At 62.1% G+C, this 17175-nt stretch carries 18 protein-coding genes; 11 read left to right on the top strand and 7 right to left on the bottom strand.

Annotated elements, in window-relative coordinates:
- Position 1 precedes the first annotated feature (1 nt).
- A complete protein-coding gene (locus EET67_RS20725; RefSeq protein ID WP_128628120.1) occupies positions 2-700 on the bottom strand; it encodes an ABC transporter ATP-binding protein in 699 nt (232 codons plus the stop codon).
- A gap of 60 nt (positions 701-760) precedes the next feature.
- Between EET67_RS20725 and EET67_RS20730 the strand changes: the two genes are divergently transcribed.
- The 5 genes from EET67_RS20730 (at position 761) to rlmN (ending at position 4762) form a co-directional block, all read left to right on the top strand.
- The gene (locus EET67_RS20730; protein ID WP_128628121.1) at positions 761-1408 is read left to right on the top strand and encodes an arylesterase; all 648 of its coding nucleotides are present in this window, start codon (positions 761-763) and stop codon (positions 1406-1408) included.
- 95 nt (positions 1409-1503) lie between these two features.
- On the top strand, positions 1504-2097 hold the full coding sequence (gene thpR, locus EET67_RS20735; protein ID WP_128628122.1) for an RNA 2',3'-cyclic phosphodiesterase: 594 nt from the start codon (positions 1504-1506) through the stop codon (positions 2095-2097).
- Between the two features lie 99 nt (positions 2098-2196).
- Complete coding sequence (locus EET67_RS20740; RefSeq protein WP_245451095.1) at positions 2197-2547, top strand: YkvA family protein; 351 nt, start codon at positions 2197-2199, stop codon at positions 2545-2547.
- Between the two features lie 244 nt (positions 2548-2791).
- Positions 2792-3295 (top strand): invasion associated locus B family protein, encoded by a 504-nt coding sequence (locus EET67_RS20745; protein WP_128628124.1) that lies wholly within the window; start codon positions 2792-2794, stop codon positions 3293-3295.
- Positions 3296-3526: 231 nt separating this feature from the next.
- Positions 3527-4762 carry a dual-specificity RNA methyltransferase RlmN gene (gene rlmN / locus EET67_RS20750; protein WP_128628125.1) on the top strand — a complete coding sequence of 412 codons (1236 nt, stop codon included), beginning with the start codon at positions 3527-3529 and terminating at the stop codon, positions 4760-4762.
- A gap of 12 nt (positions 4763-4774) precedes the next feature.
- Here rlmN and EET67_RS20755 read toward each other — a convergent pair whose 3' ends face one another.
- Complete coding sequence (locus tag EET67_RS20755; RefSeq protein ID WP_128628126.1) at positions 4775-5416, bottom strand: LysE family translocator; 642 nt, start codon at positions 5414-5416, stop codon at positions 4775-4777.
- Between the two features lie 354 nt (positions 5417-5770).
- Entirely contained in the window at positions 5771-7036 is a 1266-nt protein-coding gene (locus EET67_RS20760) for a Glu/Leu/Phe/Val family dehydrogenase (protein ID WP_128628127.1), read from the bottom strand.
- Positions 7037-7338: 302 nt separating this feature from the next.
- Here EET67_RS20760 and EET67_RS20765 point away from each other — a divergent pair, with 302 nt between their 5' ends.
- Complete coding sequence (locus EET67_RS20765) at positions 7339-8562, top strand: argininosuccinate synthase (RefSeq protein ID WP_128628128.1); 1224 nt, start codon at positions 7339-7341, stop codon at positions 8560-8562.
- A gap of 80 nt (positions 8563-8642) precedes the next feature.
- On the opposite strand, the gene EET67_RS20770 is transcribed toward EET67_RS20765, so the two are convergent.
- Positions 8643-9458, bottom strand: a complete 816-nt coding sequence (locus EET67_RS20770; protein WP_128628129.1) for a lytic murein transglycosylase — start codon at positions 9456-9458, stop codon at positions 8643-8645.
- Between the two features lie 359 nt (positions 9459-9817).
- On the opposite strand from EET67_RS20770, the gene EET67_RS20775 reads away from it, so the two are divergent.
- From EET67_RS20775 to rpsP, 4 genes are all read left to right on the top strand, one after another.
- Complete coding sequence (locus EET67_RS20775) at positions 9818-10492, top strand: DUF1236 domain-containing protein (RefSeq protein ID WP_245451096.1); 675 nt, start codon at positions 9818-9820, stop codon at positions 10490-10492.
- Between the two features lie 290 nt (positions 10493-10782).
- Entirely contained in the window at positions 10783-12378 is a 1596-nt protein-coding gene (gene ffh / locus EET67_RS20780; protein WP_128628131.1) for a signal recognition particle protein, read from the top strand.
- Entirely contained in the window at positions 12375-12752 is a 378-nt protein-coding gene (locus tag EET67_RS20785) for a chorismate mutase (protein WP_128628132.1), read from the top strand. The genes ffh and EET67_RS20785 overlap by 4 nt, the downstream gene beginning before the upstream one ends.
- 53 nt (positions 12753-12805) lie before the next feature.
- Complete coding sequence (gene rpsP / locus EET67_RS20790) at positions 12806-13204, top strand: 30S ribosomal protein S16 (protein ID WP_128628133.1); 399 nt, start codon at positions 12806-12808, stop codon at positions 13202-13204.
- Between the two features lie 55 nt (positions 13205-13259).
- On the opposite strand, the gene EET67_RS20795 is transcribed toward rpsP, so the two are convergent.
- From EET67_RS20795 to EET67_RS20805, 3 genes are all read right to left on the bottom strand, one after another.
- On the bottom strand, positions 13260-14165 hold the full coding sequence (locus tag EET67_RS20795) for a bestrophin family protein (RefSeq protein ID WP_128628134.1): 906 nt from the start codon (positions 14163-14165) through the stop codon (positions 13260-13262).
- 213 nt (positions 14166-14378) lie between these two features.
- Positions 14379-15413: an aspartate-semialdehyde dehydrogenase gene (locus tag EET67_RS20800; protein WP_128628135.1), complete on the bottom strand. Its 1035-nt coding sequence runs from the start codon at positions 15411-15413 to the stop codon at positions 14379-14381.
- Between the two features lie 277 nt (positions 15414-15690).
- Positions 15691-16575: a DMT family transporter gene (locus tag EET67_RS20805; RefSeq protein WP_165899986.1), complete on the bottom strand. Its 885-nt coding sequence runs from the start codon at positions 16573-16575 to the stop codon at positions 15691-15693.
- A 204-nt stretch (positions 16576-16779) separates the two neighbouring features.
- On the opposite strand from EET67_RS20805, the gene EET67_RS20810 reads away from it, so the two are divergent.
- Positions 16780-17172: a DUF6152 family protein gene (locus tag EET67_RS20810; RefSeq protein WP_128628137.1), complete on the top strand. Its 393-nt coding sequence runs from the start codon at positions 16780-16782 to the stop codon at positions 17170-17172.
- The last annotated feature ends 3 nt before the right edge of the window (positions 17173-17175 follow it).

Raw genomic sequence — 17175 nt, forward strand, 5'->3', positions numbered from 1 at the left:
ATCAGCTCGCCGCGACCGAAAGGGATGGTGTGGCGTCGATCCGCCCCGAGCGCATCGTCACCTGCCTCGTACAGCGGGCAGCTAGAATAGGATCATGCGTGACCAGCACCAGGGTCATGCCGCGCTCGGCCGCCTTGGCAAAGAGCAGGTCGGCGATCTGGCGGCCGGTCGCCTGGTCGAGATTGCCGGTCGGCTCGTCGGCGACGAGGATGCGCGGCTGCGGCGCCAGCGCGCGGGCAATCGCCACGCGCTGCTGCTCGCCGCCCGACAATTCGCCGGGATAATGTGTCACGCGATCGGCAAGGCCGACCGCTTCAAGCTCGCGCGTGGCGATCTCGAATGCATCGCGCTTTCCGGCAAGCTCCAGCGGCACCGCGACATTTTCCAGCGCCGTCATGTTGGGGATGAGGTGGAAGGACTGGAAGACGATGCCGATATTGCGGCCACGGAATGCGGCGATCCGGTCTTCGCTTTTGCCGTTGAGCACCTCGCCGGCAATGCGCACGGTTCCGGCATCGACGCCTTCAAGCCCGGCCAGAACCATCAGCAGGGTCGACTTGCCGGACCCCGAAGGCCCGACGATGCCGATGGCCTCGCCGGTCGCCACCTTCAGGCTGACACCGTTGAGCACATGCACGGAAGACGCGCCGGTGCCCAGCGTCAACGATATGTCGGAAAGGTCGATGACGGGTTCTGTCACGGCGTTTCTATCCTATATGGAGCACAAGCAGGATCGTCGTCGTCATATGGGCTTTGAACCATGGCATTCAAATATCTGGCCTTTTTTCTTTTTGCCGCGGGCCTGGCCCTTTTTTCCGGCTCCGCTCCACTACGGGCCGAGCCTCTAAAAATCGTCGGCTTCGGCGACAGCCTGATGGCCGGCCACGGTCTCGATGCCGGGCAGAGCTTTCCCGAAAAGCTCGAGGCGGCGCTACGGGCCAAAGGTCACGATGTCGTGATCGCCAATGCCGGCGTGTCGGGCGACACAACCAGCGGCGGCCTTTCGCGGCTGGAATGGTCGATCCCCGACGGCACGCAACTCGTGCTGCTGGAACTGGGCGCCAACGACATGCTGCGCGGCATTTCGCCCGAGATCACCGAAAAGAACCTCGATGCCATGCTGTCGCAACTCAAGCAACGCAACAACATTGCGGTGCTGCTGATGGGCATGCGCGCCGCACCCAATCTCGGCCCGGACTATGCCGCCGCTTTCGACGCCATCTATCCGCGTCTGGCAGAAAAATACGATGTCGCGCTCTATCCGTTCTTCCTCGACGGGGTGGCGGCCGACAAGACGCTGCTGCTTGAAGACGGCATGCACCCCAATGCCGCCGGGATCGACCGCATGGTCGAACGGATAGTGCCGGCAGTCGAGAAAATCATTATCGCCGGGGCAGACAATTCATGATGTCCTGTCATTGCCTGTTCATAAGCAACAAACAACTTGCTCCATGCAAGGATCGGTGATTCGCTAGGACAAGATTTCGATTCGGGGAGGCAGCGATGCCGCGACTTTTCACCGCCCTCGAAATTCCGCGCGATGCAGCGCTTTCCCTTTCTCTCCTTCGTGGTGGTCTGCCGGGTGCCCGGTGGATCGACGTCGAAAACTACCATTTGACCCTGCGCTTCATCGGCGACGTCGAAGGCCATGTCGCCGACGAGATCGCCAATGGGCTTGACCGTGTGCGCCGGCACGCGTTCCAGCTCCAGCTTTCGGGCGTCGGCGCCTTCGGCTCCAGGAAGCCGCATGCGGTATGGGCGGGCTTCGCACCCTCGCCGGAACTCGCCGCCCTGCAGGCCGAAATCGAGCGCATCTGCCAGCGGCTGGGCCTGCCGGCCGATCCGCGCAAATTCATGCCGCATGTCACATTGGCGCGGCTGCGCAATACAGCGCCGGAGGGAGTTGCCCGCTATCTCTCCGCGCGCGGCAATTTTTCGACTGCCCCCTTCAAGGTCGGCCGGTTCGTGCTGATGTCTTCACGCGATTCGGTCGGCGGCGGCCCTTATGTCATCGAGGAGGCCTGGCCGCTCTCGGGCGCGGATCTGCGCACCGGCACATCCACGCACGATATCGAAGCGATGTGGATGGCGCGGTAGGACCGATCCATTACCGGGGGGCAGACAGGGCGTCACGGCTCCGATCTTGCAGCCGGCCCTCCTTATGCCCACATTGCCTCCAGGTAAAAGGAGACAATGATGGCCCGGACGAGCAAATCCGACCATGGTTTCGAGCAGGACGAGGCAAGCGTCCGCGAGGGCTTCTGGCGCACCGCCAAGTGCGCCGCGCGCCACATCCCCTTCATGGAGGATGTTGTCGCCGCCTATTATTGCGCGCTCGACCGGCAGACACCGTTGCGCGCCAAGGGCATCCTTTTCGGCGCACTCGCCTATTTCGTCCTGCCGACCGACGCCATCCCGGACATAATCTTCGGCCTGGGCTTCACCGACGATATCGCCGTGCTGACCGCGGCGATTGCCGCAATCCGTGCCCATGTCACCCCGGCCCATCGTCTCGCGGCCAGGCAGGCGCTTCAGGACCTCGACTGAGCCTAGCAACCGGGCCTGACAAATTCTCGCCTTTTTCGTGGTCTGAAACGTCCGCAAGGGACTATGCACGGAAATCCTCACCGGGATCGAAGCGCAGACGGTGGCGGGGACCTTGGCGTAAATGCTTCTTTCTCAAAGCGCATTCACCCTTTGGTAACCCAGATTAAATCAAAATGAACCGAGCGGGCAGGGCGGATCAGACCTGCTTTCGTACATCATGCGAATTACAGGGAACCAGAAAACCATGCGCGGATTGATCGTCTTCTTTTCGAGCCTGATCCTGGTTGCGGGCGCCGCTCCGGCGCTTGCCCAGTCAGCCACCAAGATCGGCCAGCACAACGCGTGGGGCACCTACAGCTACCAGGCCAACAATGGTAAGGTCTGCTATGTGCTGACGGTTCCGACCGACAAGCAGCCGGCAAATCTCGACCACGGCGACATCTTCTTCTTCGTCAGCCAGCGGCCCGGCCAAGCCGTGTCCTATGAGCCGCAATTCATCGCCTCCTACGACTTCCAGGCCAATTCCAAAGTGTCGGTCACCGTGGGCGACAAGTCGTTTTCCATGTTCACCCGCGGCAAGTCCGCCTGGGTGGAAAACGCCGCCGAGGAGCCGGTCCTGATCGCAGCCATGAAGGCCGGCGCCGACATGAAGGTGGCGGCCAAGTCCGGGCGCGGCAACCCGACCAACTACACCTTCTCGCTGAAGGGCATTTCGGCGGCGCTGACCTCGATCGCCAACTGCAAATGAGCGTCCGAACGAAGCATGATCCCGTGCGGGATCATGCTTCAACTACAAGCCTTAACAGCCGGGCCGGCGGGTCCGGCTTTTGCTTTTCCGGGCCTGATTCGATCTTTTAGCCCCCAATGACGTACCAATGACACCTTGCCGGAATGACGCCAAGGTGACGCGGCTTCCCGCCTGTGATATGTCGCCTCGCAATCCTATCCAGCAGAAAACCCCGGCCGGACCTCACGGACCATGACGCTTTCTTTCGACATCACCGATGACAAGACCCGCGAGGCGCTGCGCGCCCGTGCTTCTACACCCGTGAAGCAATCGCTGATCGGCCTCACGCGAGCCGAGATGGCCGAGGCGCTGGTGAGCGCCGGCATCGTGCCGGAACGCCAGGCAAGGATGCGCACGCAGCAATTGTGGCACTGGCTTTATGTGCGCGGCGTCAGCGATTTTGCGCATATGTTCAACATCTCCAAGGAACTGCGCGCCAATCTGGACCGGCATTTCACCATTGCCCGACCGGAAATCGTCGAAGAGCAGATTTCCAATGACGGCACCCGCAAATGGCTGTTCCGCTTTCCGCCGCGTGGTGCCGGCAGGCCGGTCGAGATCGAGACGGTCTATATTCCCGAGGAGGGCCGCGGGACGCTGTGCATCTCCAGCCAGGTCGGCTGCACGCTGACCTGTTCCTTCTGCCACACCGGCACGCAGAAGCTGGTGCGCAACCTGACCGCCGAGGAAATCCTGGCCCAGCTGATGTCGGCGCGCGACCAGCTCGGCGACTTTCCCGACCGCGACACGCCGGATGGCGCTATCGTTCCGGCCGAGGGACGCAAGGTCTCCAACATCGTCATGATGGGAATGGGCGAGCCGCTCTATAATTTCGAGGAGGTCAAGAAGGCGCTGCTGATCGCTTCCGATGGCGACGGCCTGTCGCTGTCGAAGCGGCGCATCACGCTTTCAACGTCCGGCGTCGTGCCGGAGATCGTCCGCACCGGTGAGGAGATCGGCGTCATGCTGGCGATTTCGCTGCATGCAACCAATGACGATCTGCGCGACCTGCTCGTGCCGATCAACAAGAAATACCCGCTGAATGAACTGATCGCCGCCTGCCGCGCCTATCCGGGCCTGTCGAACGCCAAACGCATCACCTTCGAATATGTGATGCTGAAGGACGTCAATGATTCCATCGACGACGCCAAGGCGCTGGTCAAGCTGCTCAAGGGCATTCCGGCCAAGATCAACCTGATCCCGTTCAATCCTTGGCCGGGCACCAACTACCAGTGCTCGGACTGGGAGCAGATCGAGAAATTCGCCGACTATATCAATGCCGCCGGCTACGCCTCGCCGATCCGCACGCCACGCGGCCGCGATATCCTCGCCGCCTGTGGTCAGCTCAAATCCGAATCCGAGCGCATGAAGAAGAGCGAGCGGCTGGCGCTCGAGGCCATGATGATTGCAGGCCACGGCGAAGCCTGAGCCTGCTGAAATTCACTTGGCCTGTGCCGTCAGGATCTTGAGCGCGAAGACGGAAAACACGCCGGCAAACAGATAGTCGACGATGCGCGTGACGGTCGGATTCTTCCGCAGCAGCCGGGAGAATTTGTCGGCGGCAATCACCATCGGCGCCACGATCGGCAGCGCCAGTGGGATGAACAGCAATCCGAGGAAGAACAGCTTGCCGGGCGCATGGGGATCATGCGCCGACACGAATTGCGGCAGGAACGTCATGAAGAACAGGATGATCTTGGGGTTGAGCAGGTTGATGCCAAGCCCCGTCATCCAGTTCTGGAACAGACTATGTGAGGCGCCGCCACGCTTTTCCGGCGAGAAGGCCGATCCGTGGCGGACCGCCTGCACCGCCAGCCAGACGAGATAAAGCGCACCGACGATCTTGAGCACCAGGAAGGCTTGCGGCGAGGCGACGATCAGTGCCGAAAGCCCCAGCGCAACCAGCGTGGTGTGGATAAGAATTCCCGTAAACGCGCCGAACATACAGGCAAATCCCGCCGCCTTGCCCTCTGACAGGGCACGCCCGACGAACAGTGTCATGTCGGGACCCGGCGTTATCGAGATGATGAAGGTCGCGATCGCAAATTGCAGGATGATCGCCAGATCAGGAATGAAATTCATTGACGCCGGGCTCTTGGGTCGTGGTTGAGCATCGGAGTGATCCGAAAACCGGATCCACTTTCGGTCCGATGCTCGAGGACGGCGCAAGCTAACGCATCGGCTCAAAAAGTGAAATCCGCTTTTTGGAGCGCTTCGGTTTCTGACAGAAACGGCCCCTCACGCTTTGTCTCTGCCCCCTCACCCTCACCCTTACCCTCTCCCCGCAAGCGGGGAGAGGGGGGACGTCAGCGTTGCGGCCATTCTCCTTCTCCCTGTTTACGGGCTGAATGTCCCAGACGAAAAAAGGGGCGGCTCCGCTGAGTTCGGAGCCGCCCCTCAATCTATTGCCTGCCCGGAACTCCGGGCGACCGATTCTCAGCTGAGAAAGAAGTTCTGCGTGCCATGCGCCTCGATGGCTTCGGCAAGCCGGCTCAGCGCATGCACATAGGCAGCAGTCCGCGCCGTGATCTTCTTTTCCTTCGATATCTCCCAGATGGCGCGGCCTTCCCGCTCCATGATCGCACGCAGCCGATCGTGAATCTCTTCCAGGGTCCAGTAATAGCCCTGCTTGTTCTGGACCCATTCGAAATAGGAGACGGTCACGCCGCCGGCATTCGCCAATATGTCCGGCAGGACGACGGCACCCTTGGCTGCAAGGATAGCGTCCGCCTCCGCCGTAACCGGCCCGTTGGCGAGTTCCAGGATGAGCTTGGCCGTCACCTTGTCGGCGTTGCGCGCGGTGATCATGTTCTCCAGTGCGGCCGGAACCAATATGTCGCAGTCGACCGTCACCAGTTCGTTGCCCGGCAGGTTCTGGTGCCCTGCCTGGCCCGCGGTCGAGCTGACCGAGAGGTTGTGGTCCTTCGCGGCAAGCAGCACGTCGAGATTGAGGCCATGCGACGAATAAACGGCCCCGCTCGAATCCGAGACGGCAACGATCTTGTGGCCGTCGGCGGCGAGCAGGCGTGCGATATGCTGCCCGGCATTGCCGAAACCCTGAATCGCGACCCGGTTCACGCCGGTGAGCCCAAGCTCGGAAGCGAGATGGCGCACGAGGTAGTAACCGCCACGCGCCGTGGCATCGCCGCGACCGAGCGAGCCGCCCAGGGCGATCGGCTTGCCGGTGATGACAGCCGGCGACGACTGGCCGATGATCTGCGAATATTCATCGGCCATCCAGCCCATGATCATCGAATTGGTGTAGACGTCAGGCGCGGGAATATCGCGCTCAGGGCCCAGGATGCGGGCGAAAGCCTGGATATAAGAGCGCGACAGGCGCTCCAGCTCCGCCTTAGACAGGGTGCGCGGATCGACCTGCACCGCGCCTTTGCCGCCGCCATAGGGAAGGTTCATGACCGCGCATTTGAAGGTCATCCAGAAGGCGAGCATCTCGACTTCCGCTTCCGAAGCCTCCGGATGATAGCGGATGCCGCCCTTGGTCGGCCCACGTGTGTCGTCATAGCGGCAGCGCCAGGCAAGGAAACTCTTTCGCGAGCCGTCGTCCATGCGGATCATCAGACGCGCTTTGGTCGTTTCGCGAGGATATTTGAGTTTCTCGATCACGTCGGGGTCGACGGTAAGATGGGTTGCGGCCTCGTCGAGGCGGACCAATGCGTGATCGAGAAGACTGTCCTCTGCCATCATATTTCCTGTTCTTCGGGGTCAGATAAAAAAATGAGGGGCAGCCATTGCACGAAATCGATACATTTCTCAACCAGCACATTGTCGCTGGCGCAATTTTCTCGTATTTTGGCCATCCTGCGGACTGGTGCGCCTTGCCCTGAACCGCATTCCTGCTAAAAGTCCGGCCCGGCGGCAGAGGGGAAGCTGAGACAGGCCGGTCCTCGCCGCGATGCCCGAAACTGTCGTTTGGCGCATATCCTGATCAAAGCCGATGGCTAGCCGGGATCATGCCAAGCCGCCTCGCGGAGCCCAAGGTAGAAATGTCCAAGTTGAAAGACGTCAAGAAGGTCGTCCTTGCCTATTCCGGCGGGCTCGACACCTCCATCATCCTGAAATGGCTGCAGACCGAACTCGGCGCCGAGGTGGTGACCTTCACCGCCGATCTCGGCCAGGGCGGAGAGCTTGAGCCGGCACGCAAAAAAGCCGAGATGATGGGGATCAAGGATATCCGCGTCATGGATGTCCGAGAGGAATTCGTCCGCGATTTCGTCTTTCCGATGTTCCGCGCCAATGCCGTCTATGAGGGCACCTATCTGCTCGGGACCTCGATCGCACGGCCGCTGATCTCCAAGCATCTGGTCGACATCGCCCGCGAAACCGGTGCCGACGCCATCGCCCATGGCGCAACCGGCAAGGGCAACGACCAGGTGCGGTTCGAACTGTCGGCCTATGCACTCAACCCCGACATCAAGGTCATCGCGCCGTGGCGCGACTGGGCGTTCAAGTCGCGCACCGACCTGCTCAATTTTGCCGAAGCGCACCAGATTCCGGTGCCGAAGGACAAGCAGGGCGAGGCGCCTTTTTCGGTCGACGCCAATTTGCTGCACTCGTCTTCCGAGGGCAAGGTGCTTGAGGATCCGTGGAAGGAGCCGCCGGAATTCGTTCATCAGCGCACCGTCTCGCCGATGGATGCCCCCGACGCCGTCACCGAGATCACCCTGGAATTCAGGAAGGGCGATCCGGTGGCACTGAACGGCAAGGCGCTGTCGCCGGCCTCGATGCTTGCGGCCCTCAACGATCTCGGCCGCGACAATGGCATCGGCCGCATTGACCTGGTCGAAAACCGCTTCGTCGGCATGAAGTCGCGCGGCGTCTATGAGACGCCCGGCGGCACGATCCTGCTTGCGGCGCATCGCGCCATCGAGTCGATCACGCTCGACCGGGGTGCCGCGCACCTCAAGGACGAGCTGATGCCGCGCTATGCCGAACTGATCTATAATGGCTTCTGGTATTCGCCCGAGCGCGAGATGCTGCAGGCGCTGATCGACAAGAGCCAGGAAAACGTCGAAGGCGAGGTCCGGCTTAAGCTCTACAAGGGCAACGTCATCGTTTCGGGCCGCCGCTCCGACAAGTCGCTCTATTCCGACGCACTGGTTACATTCGAAGACGACCACGGCGCCTATGACCAGAAGGACGCCGCCGGCTTCATCCGCCTCAATGCGCTCCGTCTGCGCACGCTGGCAGCGCGCGACCGCAAGCGGTAGACGGCACAAGACGCCACTTATCGGCCTAATAAAAAACCCGGCATTTCGCCGGGTTTTTTTATTGAGCTATGGTCGAAGCGTCAGTTAGCGATCCGGCGCGCGAATTCGGCCAATGCCTTCTGGTAGATCGTGGCGCGGTTCCAATCGTTCCATATGGCGTAGTTCACCTCGCCCGGCCCGTAGCCACCGCCCGCGCTCCAACCATGCCCTTTCAGAAAGTTTGCCGTCGAAGCCAGCACGTCGGCGCGCGAATGGATCAGGTCGCGCCTGCCGTCGCCATCGAAATCGACGGCATATTGCAGATATTTGGACGGCAGGAACTGCGTCTGGCCGAGTTCGCCGAAACCGGCCCCCTTCATCTGGGCAGCCGAGATATAGCCCTTCTGGGCAATCTCAAGCGCGGAATCGAGCTCATTGGTGAAGAATTCCGAGCGGCGGCAATCATAGGCCAGCGTCGCCAGCGGCTGGAACACGCTTTTGTTGCCCGAATTGGCGCCGAAACCGGTTTCCATGCCCCAGATGGCGAGCAGGACTTCCGGCTGGACGCCATAGCGCTGCTCAATCTTGCCGAACAGGCCGGCATTCGACTTCAACAAGCCCTTTGCCTTCTTCACGTAAGAGGCAGGGGCGCGACGGGCGAGGAACTGTTCCACCGTTCCCTTGAATGCCGCATGCTGGTTGCGGTCGATCTTGATGACGCCGCGATCGTATTTCGCCCCTGCAAGCGGGCTTGTGTCGATACCGCGCGCGGCAGCATCGGCCTTGTAGGCTTCCATCCAGGCGCCAAAGCCGCTGCCATCATTGCCGCATTGCGCAGCCAGGACGCTGGGGGTGGTCAGCCCGAGCAGGGCCAGGACGGTTGCGGCAAAAAACGTCTTCTTGGCAAGAAACGCCATATGGTTCTCCTGGTGACATGAATCACATCTGCGGGCTGCACGATCCACCACAAGTCTTTCCACTTTTGGTGAATCAAATGCAAATGCCGTCAAAGGCCTCCCCCGGTTTGCGAGATGTGACCAAGCAACCCGTCCGCTCTGCCGGCAAAAGTCGGGAAACTCCTACGATCAAGCAGGTATTATGGCAAGGGTCGAACACCCGGGAAGCAGCCCTTTGACCGCAAAATCAGGCGCAGTTCAGGCGTCGGCCGAGCCTCATCTTGTAACAGGCCGTCAGCCCTCGTGATCTCCTTTAGCAGGAACTAAAGCAGCAGCCCACCCGTTCCACGCTCGATGGGGTATTGGATATGGAGTTGATCATGAGACGGAATTATCTCGTTTGTACCACCATTGGCGCGCTTCTCGCTTTCAGCGGAGCCGCCTTCGCGCAAACTTCGGTGACCGCCACAACCGACCTCAATGTCCGGGCAGGTCCCGGCCCGCAATACCCGGTCGTCGGTGTCATCGGAGCCAGCCAGTCCACAACACTGAATGGCTGCCTGCAGAACTCGAAATGGTGCTCGGTAGCCACGCAAGGCGGCGAGGGCTGGGTCTATTCCGACTATCTGACCGGCGATTTCGGCGGCACCACCGTCGTCCTGAGCCAGCGCCCCGCGACCTCCGAGGTGACGGTGGTGGAAGCTCCCAAGGGTAATGGCGGGGCCGAAGGTGCGCTGGTCGGCGGTGCCACCGGTGCGGTCGCGGGCGCCATCATCGGCGGTCCGGTCGGCGCTGCGGTCGGCGGGGTTGCCGGTGTGGCCGCCGGTGGCACTGCAGGCGCCGCAGCCGAACCTTCGCCTGAGGTCCGCACCTATGTCACCAGCCATCGGGTAGACCCGGTCTATCTGGATGGTGAGGTGGTGGTCGGCTCGGGCCTGCCCGAAACGGTGCAGCTGCAGGAAATCCCCGACTATGAGTATCGCTATGTCTATGTGAACGGCCAGCCTGTGCTGGTCGATCCGGGCACGCGCAAGGTCGTCTATATCGTGCGCTGACCGAGGGTAAAAACGGAGGCCACCGGCCCGCCGGTGGCCTTGCCAACCACGAATATCGTCGCTTTTCCTTGACTCTCGCCGTTTTTTCCTGTCTACAGAGCCGAAATTCCGCGACGAGTAACAACTCCGAGCCGCCGACCGGGACCCGTTGAGGTATAAATCGATCCCGGAGGCCAACACCCGGCAGCGCGATGCGCCCCCGGGTGCCTTTTGGCTTTGGCTATCGCTTGGCGCTTGCTCTTGAACGTACTACTTCTCGGATTGGATGATCCGGGAAATGAGGATGGTGAATGTTTGAATCGCTGCAGGAGCGCCTTGGCTCGATCCTGAATGGCCTGACCGGCCGTGGCGCGCTGTCGGAGGCCGACGTCTCGGCGGCGCTGCGCGAAGTGCGTCGCGCGCTGATCGAAGCGGACGTGGCGCTTGAGGTCGTGCGTTCCTTTACCGACCGTGTGCGTGAAAAGGCCGTCGGTGCGGCCGTGCTCAAGTCGATCAAGCCCGGCCAGATGGTCGTCAAGATCGTCCATGACGAACTGGTGGAGATGCTGGGCAGCGAAGGTCAGACCATCGACCTCAACGCGCCTGCCCCGGTCGTCATCATGATGGTCGGCCTGCAGGGTTCCGGCAAGACCACCACCTCGGCCAAGATCGCCAAGCGGCTGACCGAGCGGCAGGGCAAGAAGGTCCTGATGGCCTCGCTCGACACCCGTCGCCCTGCTGCCCAGGAGCAATTGCGCCAGCTCGGCGAGCAGACCAAGGTGGCGACCCTGCCGATCATCGCCGGCCAGACGCCGGTCGATATCGCCAAGCGCGCCGTGCAGGCTGCCAGGCTCGGCGGCCATGACGTCGTCATCCTCGACACCGCCGGCCGCACCCATATCGACGAGCCGCTGATGGCCGAAATGGCCGACATCAAGAAGGCTTCGAACCCGCATGAGATCCTGCTGGTCGCCGACAGCCTGACCGGCCAGGACGCGGTCAATCTGGCGCGCAATTTCGATGAGCGAGTCGGTATCACCGGCCTCGTGCTCACCCGCATGGATGGCGACGGCCGCGGCGGTGCGGCCCTTTCCATGCGCGCCGTCACCGGCAAGCCGGTCAAGCTGGTCGGCGTCGGCGAAAAGATGGATGCGCTGGAGGAATTCCACCCCAAGCGCATCGCCGACCGCATCCTCGGCATGGGCGACATCATCTCGCTGGTCGAAAAGGCCGCCGAGACCATCGACGCCGAAAAAGCCGCGGCGATGGCCAGGAAGATGCAGTCGGGCAAGTTCGACCTGAACGATCTGGCCTCCCAATTGCAGCAGATGCAGAAGATGGGCGGCATGGGCGGCATCATGGGCATGATGCCCGGCATGGGCAAAATGAAGGACCAGATGGCCGCAGCCGGCCTGGACGACAAGATGTTCGGGCGTCAGCTTGCCATCATCTCGTCGATGACCAAGGCCGAGCGCGCCAATCCCGATCTTTTGAAACATTCGCGAAAGAAGCGCATCGCAGCCGGTTCCGGCACCGACGCGGCGGAAATCAACAAGCTGCTCAAGATGCATCGTGGAATGGCCGACATGATGAAGGCCATGGGCGGCAAGGGCAAGGGTGGCGGCATGATGCGCGGCCTGATGGGCGGCATGGCCCAGAAGATGGGGCTCGGCGGCCTGGCCGGAGGCATGGGAGGGATGGGCGGCATGCCCGACCTGTCGAAGATGGATCCCAAGCAGTTGGAAGCCTTGAAGAAACAGGCGGAAGCCGCCGGCCTTGGCAAAGGTTTGCCCGGCGGCCTGCCCGGTCTGGGCGGTGGTGGCGGCGGTCTGCCCGGCCTGCCCGGCGGCATGAAGCTGCCAGGCCTTGGCGGCGGTGGACTGCCGGGATTGGGCAAGAAGAAATGAGCGGGACGATGGACACACGCGACCCACAAGTGACGCTTGCCGAACTGCGCGCCTCGATCGACAACATCGACGCATCGCTGATCCACATGCTGGCAGAACGCTTCCGCTGCACCAAGGCGGTGGGCGTATTGAAGGCCACACATGGCCTGCCGCCGGCGGACCCCGCCCGCGAGCAGCGCCAGATCGCGCGGCTGCGGCAATTGGCCGACGAAGCGCATCTCGACCCCGATTTCGCGGAGAAATTCCTCAATTTCATCATCCGCGAAGTCATCCGCCATCATGAGGCCATCGCCGCCGCGAGCAGTGGCGATACCCAAGCCGCTTCGAACAGTGGCAACCAGTCCCCAGGCCTCGACAAGAATTCGCCCGCCTGACGCGGTGAATGAACGCAACAGACCGAAACGAACCGACCTCTAGGAGAAAGACAATGTCCCTTAAAATTCGACTGGCCCGTGCGGGCTCCAAGAAGCGCCCCTATTACCACATCGTTATTGCCGATGCGCGCAACCCGCGCGATGGCCGTTTCATCGAGAACGTCGGCGCCTGGAACCCGCTCCTGCCGCGTGATGGCGACCGCGTGAAGCTGGTCGAAGACCGTATCCGTCATTGGCTCGGCAACGGCGCGCTGCCGACCGACCGCGTGGCCCGCTTCCTTGATGCCGCCGGCATCTCCAAGCGCGAAGCCCGCAACAACCCGAACAAGGGCGAGCCCGGCAAGAAGGCCCAGGAACGCGCCGCCGCAATCAAGAAGGCCCAGGAAGAGGCTGCAGCCGCAATCGCCGCTGCGACCGCCGAGCCGGCTGCCGAAGGTGCGGCCGCCGAGTAATCTTCGGCTTCATCGGAATTGGAAAGGCGGGCATGGTGCCCGCCTTTTTCATTTGTCAGGAATAGAAATAGCGTTCGGGCGCGAGTGGCGGCGGCGCCTTTTCACCAAGCGCCTCAAAGATCGAAATCTCGCAGACGCGGCAAATCGCATCCAGCGCCAGATCATTCGCCTCCATGCCGAACGGCTCCTCCAGCTCTTCCGACAGTGCATCGAGGCCGAAGAAAGTGTATGCGACCAGGGCCGTGAACAGCGGCGTTGACCAGCCAGCGGAAGACACCAGTCCGATCGGCAACAGCAGGCAAAATATATAGGCCGTGCGTTGCAACAGCAGCGTATAGGCGAAAGGCAGCGGCGTTCCCTTGATGCGCTCGCAGCCGGCCTGCACGGCCGCGATCGTGGCGAGCCGCTCGTCGATGATGCGATAGCCGATCGCGTCGATCGCAGCATTCCGGCGCAACTCTGCCGCCCGTCGCCCCATCCGCCGTACCAGCTCGTCAGGGCCATTCAGGGCGCGGGCAACCGCGTGCGCTTCCTCGCCGATGAATTTCCCGGCTTCCGCCACCACGTCGACCTTGCGCAACTGCCCGCGCAGGAAATGGCAGAAGGCCAGCGATTCCATCAGCAGCGCACGGCGTTCGGCCGGATCTTCGATCAATCCATTGGTGGCGCGCGCCAGGTTGCGGATCTCGTAGACAAGCTGGCCCCACAGCTTGCGTGCCTCCCACCAGCGGTCATAGGCGGCATTATTGCGAAAACCCATATAGATGGAGAGCGCCACGCCGAGCAGCCCGAAAGGGGCGATGCTGAAGCCGCTCATGTCGAGCCGGGTGATGTGCACCACACCGACGATGATAGCGGCATAGGCGGCGAAACCCAGAATATGGGGCAGGATACGCGGCACCACCGATCCGCGCATCACGAAAAACAGCGCAAGAACGCCCGGCTTGGGTCGAACGATCATGAAAGAACGCTCCCACTCGATACGGCTAGGGCATGATCCCGAAAAGTTGCAGACTTTTCGGACAAGATCATGCTTCAATAATAAAGGCTTAGATCGAGATGGTGATTCAAGGAAAAGTCATCTCGATCTAACCGTCGGCGTAGCAAATGTCGCTGCAAATACAAAACCGCCCGCCGGCAGTCACGCAGGGCGGGCGGTTATAACGAGTGTCGGTCAGGCGGCCTTCTTCTTCGGCGTGATCAGGCCGCGCGCGATCAGAAGCTCGGCAATCTGCACCGTGTTGAGTGCCGCGCCCTTGCGCAGATTGTCGGAGACGACCCACATCGCAAGGCCGTTCTCGACGGTGGCATCCTCGCGGATACGCGAAATATAGGTGGCATCCTCGCCGGCCGAATCGATCGGGGTGACGTAGCCGCCATCCTCCCTGCTGTCGACGACCAGGCAGCCGGGAGCGTCGCGCAATATTTCGCGTGCCTCATCAGCGGTGATCGGCGTCTCGAACTCGATATTGACGGCTTCCGAGTGGCCGATGAACACCGGCACGCGCACGGCGGTCGCCGTCAGCCTGATCTTGGGATCGAGCATCTTCTTGGTCTCGGCCACCATCTTCCACTCTTCCTTGGTGTAGCCGTCCTCCATGAAAACGTCGATGTGGGGGATGACGTTGAAGGCGATGCGCTTGGTGAACTTCTTGGCTTCGACCGGATCGGCGACGAACACGGCGCGGGTCTGGGTGAAGAGCTCGTCCATGCCTTCCTTGCCGGCGCCGGACACCGACTGATAGGTGGAGACGACGACGCGCTTGATCTTCGCCTTGTCATGCAGCGGCTTCAGCGCCACGACGAGTTGGGCGGTCGAGCAGTTCGGATTGGCGATGATGTTCTTCTTCGAGAAGCCGGCAATGGCGTCGGGGTTCACTTCCGGCACGATCAGCGGCACCTCGGCGTCGTAGCGCCAGGCCGACGAATTGTCGATCACGACGCAGCCCTGCTTGCCGATCTTGGGCGACCATTCCTTGGAGATGTTGCCGCCGGCCGACATCAGGCAGATATCGGTATCGGAGAAGTCATAGGTATCGAGCGCCCTCACCTTCAGCGTCTTGTCGCCGAAGGACACTTCGGTGCCCTGGCTGCGCCGCGATGCGAGCGGCACCACCTCATCGGCCGGAAAGCCGCGTTCCTCGAGGATATTTAGCATTTCCCGGCCCACATTGCCCGTGGCGCCGGCGATCGCAACCTTGAAACCCATCTGTTCTTCTCCTGTCCCTCTCCGCTCGCTTCCTGGAGAAGGCCCGCCGGCCAGTGCGGGCCTCACCCCCCGGCCGGACCCGGGAGAGGGTGAGCAGGCCAAGGGTACTCAGACCGTTTTAGTGGTCGTTTTGGCCGCAGTTTTGATGGAACGGAAGGACGCGCGTTCGCGCCCGGCCTTGTGGCCAGGAAAATCGAATGCAAAAAGCGCCAATAAAAGGCCGCGCATGAAAGGTCTCCGTAACGGGCTAGGCATATGGCGCGAAGCAGTCGAAGAGTCAATGCGCCGCGCTTGCACCTTTGGCCGCATGGCGGCGCTGCAGCAGGATGAGCCCGCCAAGCACGATCAGGGTCGCGCCAGCCGCAATCCGCATGTCGGGCAATTCGTGGAAGATCACATAGCCGATCACCACGGCACCCAGCAATTCCAGATATGACAGCGGCGCAAGCAGCGAGGCCTCCGCATGGCGGAAGGCGCTGATCGTCATGAAGTGGCACAGCGCCGAGACGGCTCCCATAAGCAGGAACAGCCATAGCTCGCCCGCCGACGGCAACGACCATTGCCAGATCGCCAGCGGCGCCAGAAGGGCGGCTCCGAACAGGCACTGGAAGGCAAGCGTGCCGACCGGATCGCTCGCCCGCGAGGTCATGCGCGTGGCGATGATATAGAGCGCAAAGAGCACGCCGGCTGAGACCCCGAGCAAAAGCCCGGCATTCAGCCCGCCGCCGGGGTTGACGACGATCACGGCCCCGATGAAGCCCAAGGCGAGCGCTGCAATCTTGCGCCAGGTCAGTGCTTCGCCCAGCAGGAGCACCGACAGGATCGCGGCCACGATCGGGCCGACGAAATAGGCGCTGGTCACGTCGGCCAGCGGCGCAAAGGAGATGGCGGCGAAGAAGCAGCACATCGCGGCTGCGGCAAAGAAAGTGCGCAATGCGTGCGCGGGAAGTTCTTCGCGCGGCAGGAAATGCCTGCCACGCCGCGCAATCGCCCAGGGCAGCACAAAGAGACAGGCCGAGGCGTAGCGCGCGAAGCTGATATAAAGCGGCGAATGGGTCGCGCTCAGCGCCTTGGCGATGCCATCGACGGTGGGCACCAGAAGCATCGCCGCCGCCATCAGGGCAATGCCGAGCAGCGCGGAAGAAGAGGGTTGGGCAGTCAAGGCTTGCTCGTTCCCGCGCATGGACACCGCTGGCGCGGGTCGATTGAGTCTCGAAATCCCCGCTACCCAAAGGGAGCTTTGTGGCACCCGCATGGCTGGCCGGATGGAGGGGCCGTCCAGCCGGGAAACTTCGGGATGCGAATTGATTTGACCGCCATCTCCCACCTCCTATCCTTGCAACCGCAAAAGCGAAGGGAGCCGGCAATGGACCACGCTGCAGAACGCCTGACCAGACGAACCCTGTTTGCCTGTATCCTCGCCGCCGCCTGGGCTGGCCCGGCGCTCGCCCATCACGGCTGGGATTGGACCGAGGACGAGTTCTTCGAGATCGAGGGTAGGATAACGGCGATCTATATCGGCAATCCGCATGCCACGCTTGATGTCGATGTCGACGGCATGACCTGGCGGGTGGAACTGGCGCCACCGCGCGCCACCGTCAATGCAGGCTTCACCGAAGACGTCGCCCGCGTCGGTGACGAGGTGAAGGCTGTCGGCCACCGGTCGCTGGACGAAACGGAAAGGCGCATGAAGGCGGTACGCATCATCGTCAGGGACCAGACCTACGACGTCTATCCGGACCGCGTTCCGTCGAACTGAGAT

It is taken from the genome of Borborobacter arsenicus (assembly GCF_003934165.1).
Taxonomy (GTDB): Bacteria; Pseudomonadota; Alphaproteobacteria; order Rhizobiales; family Rhizobiaceae; genus Pseudaminobacter; species Pseudaminobacter arsenicus.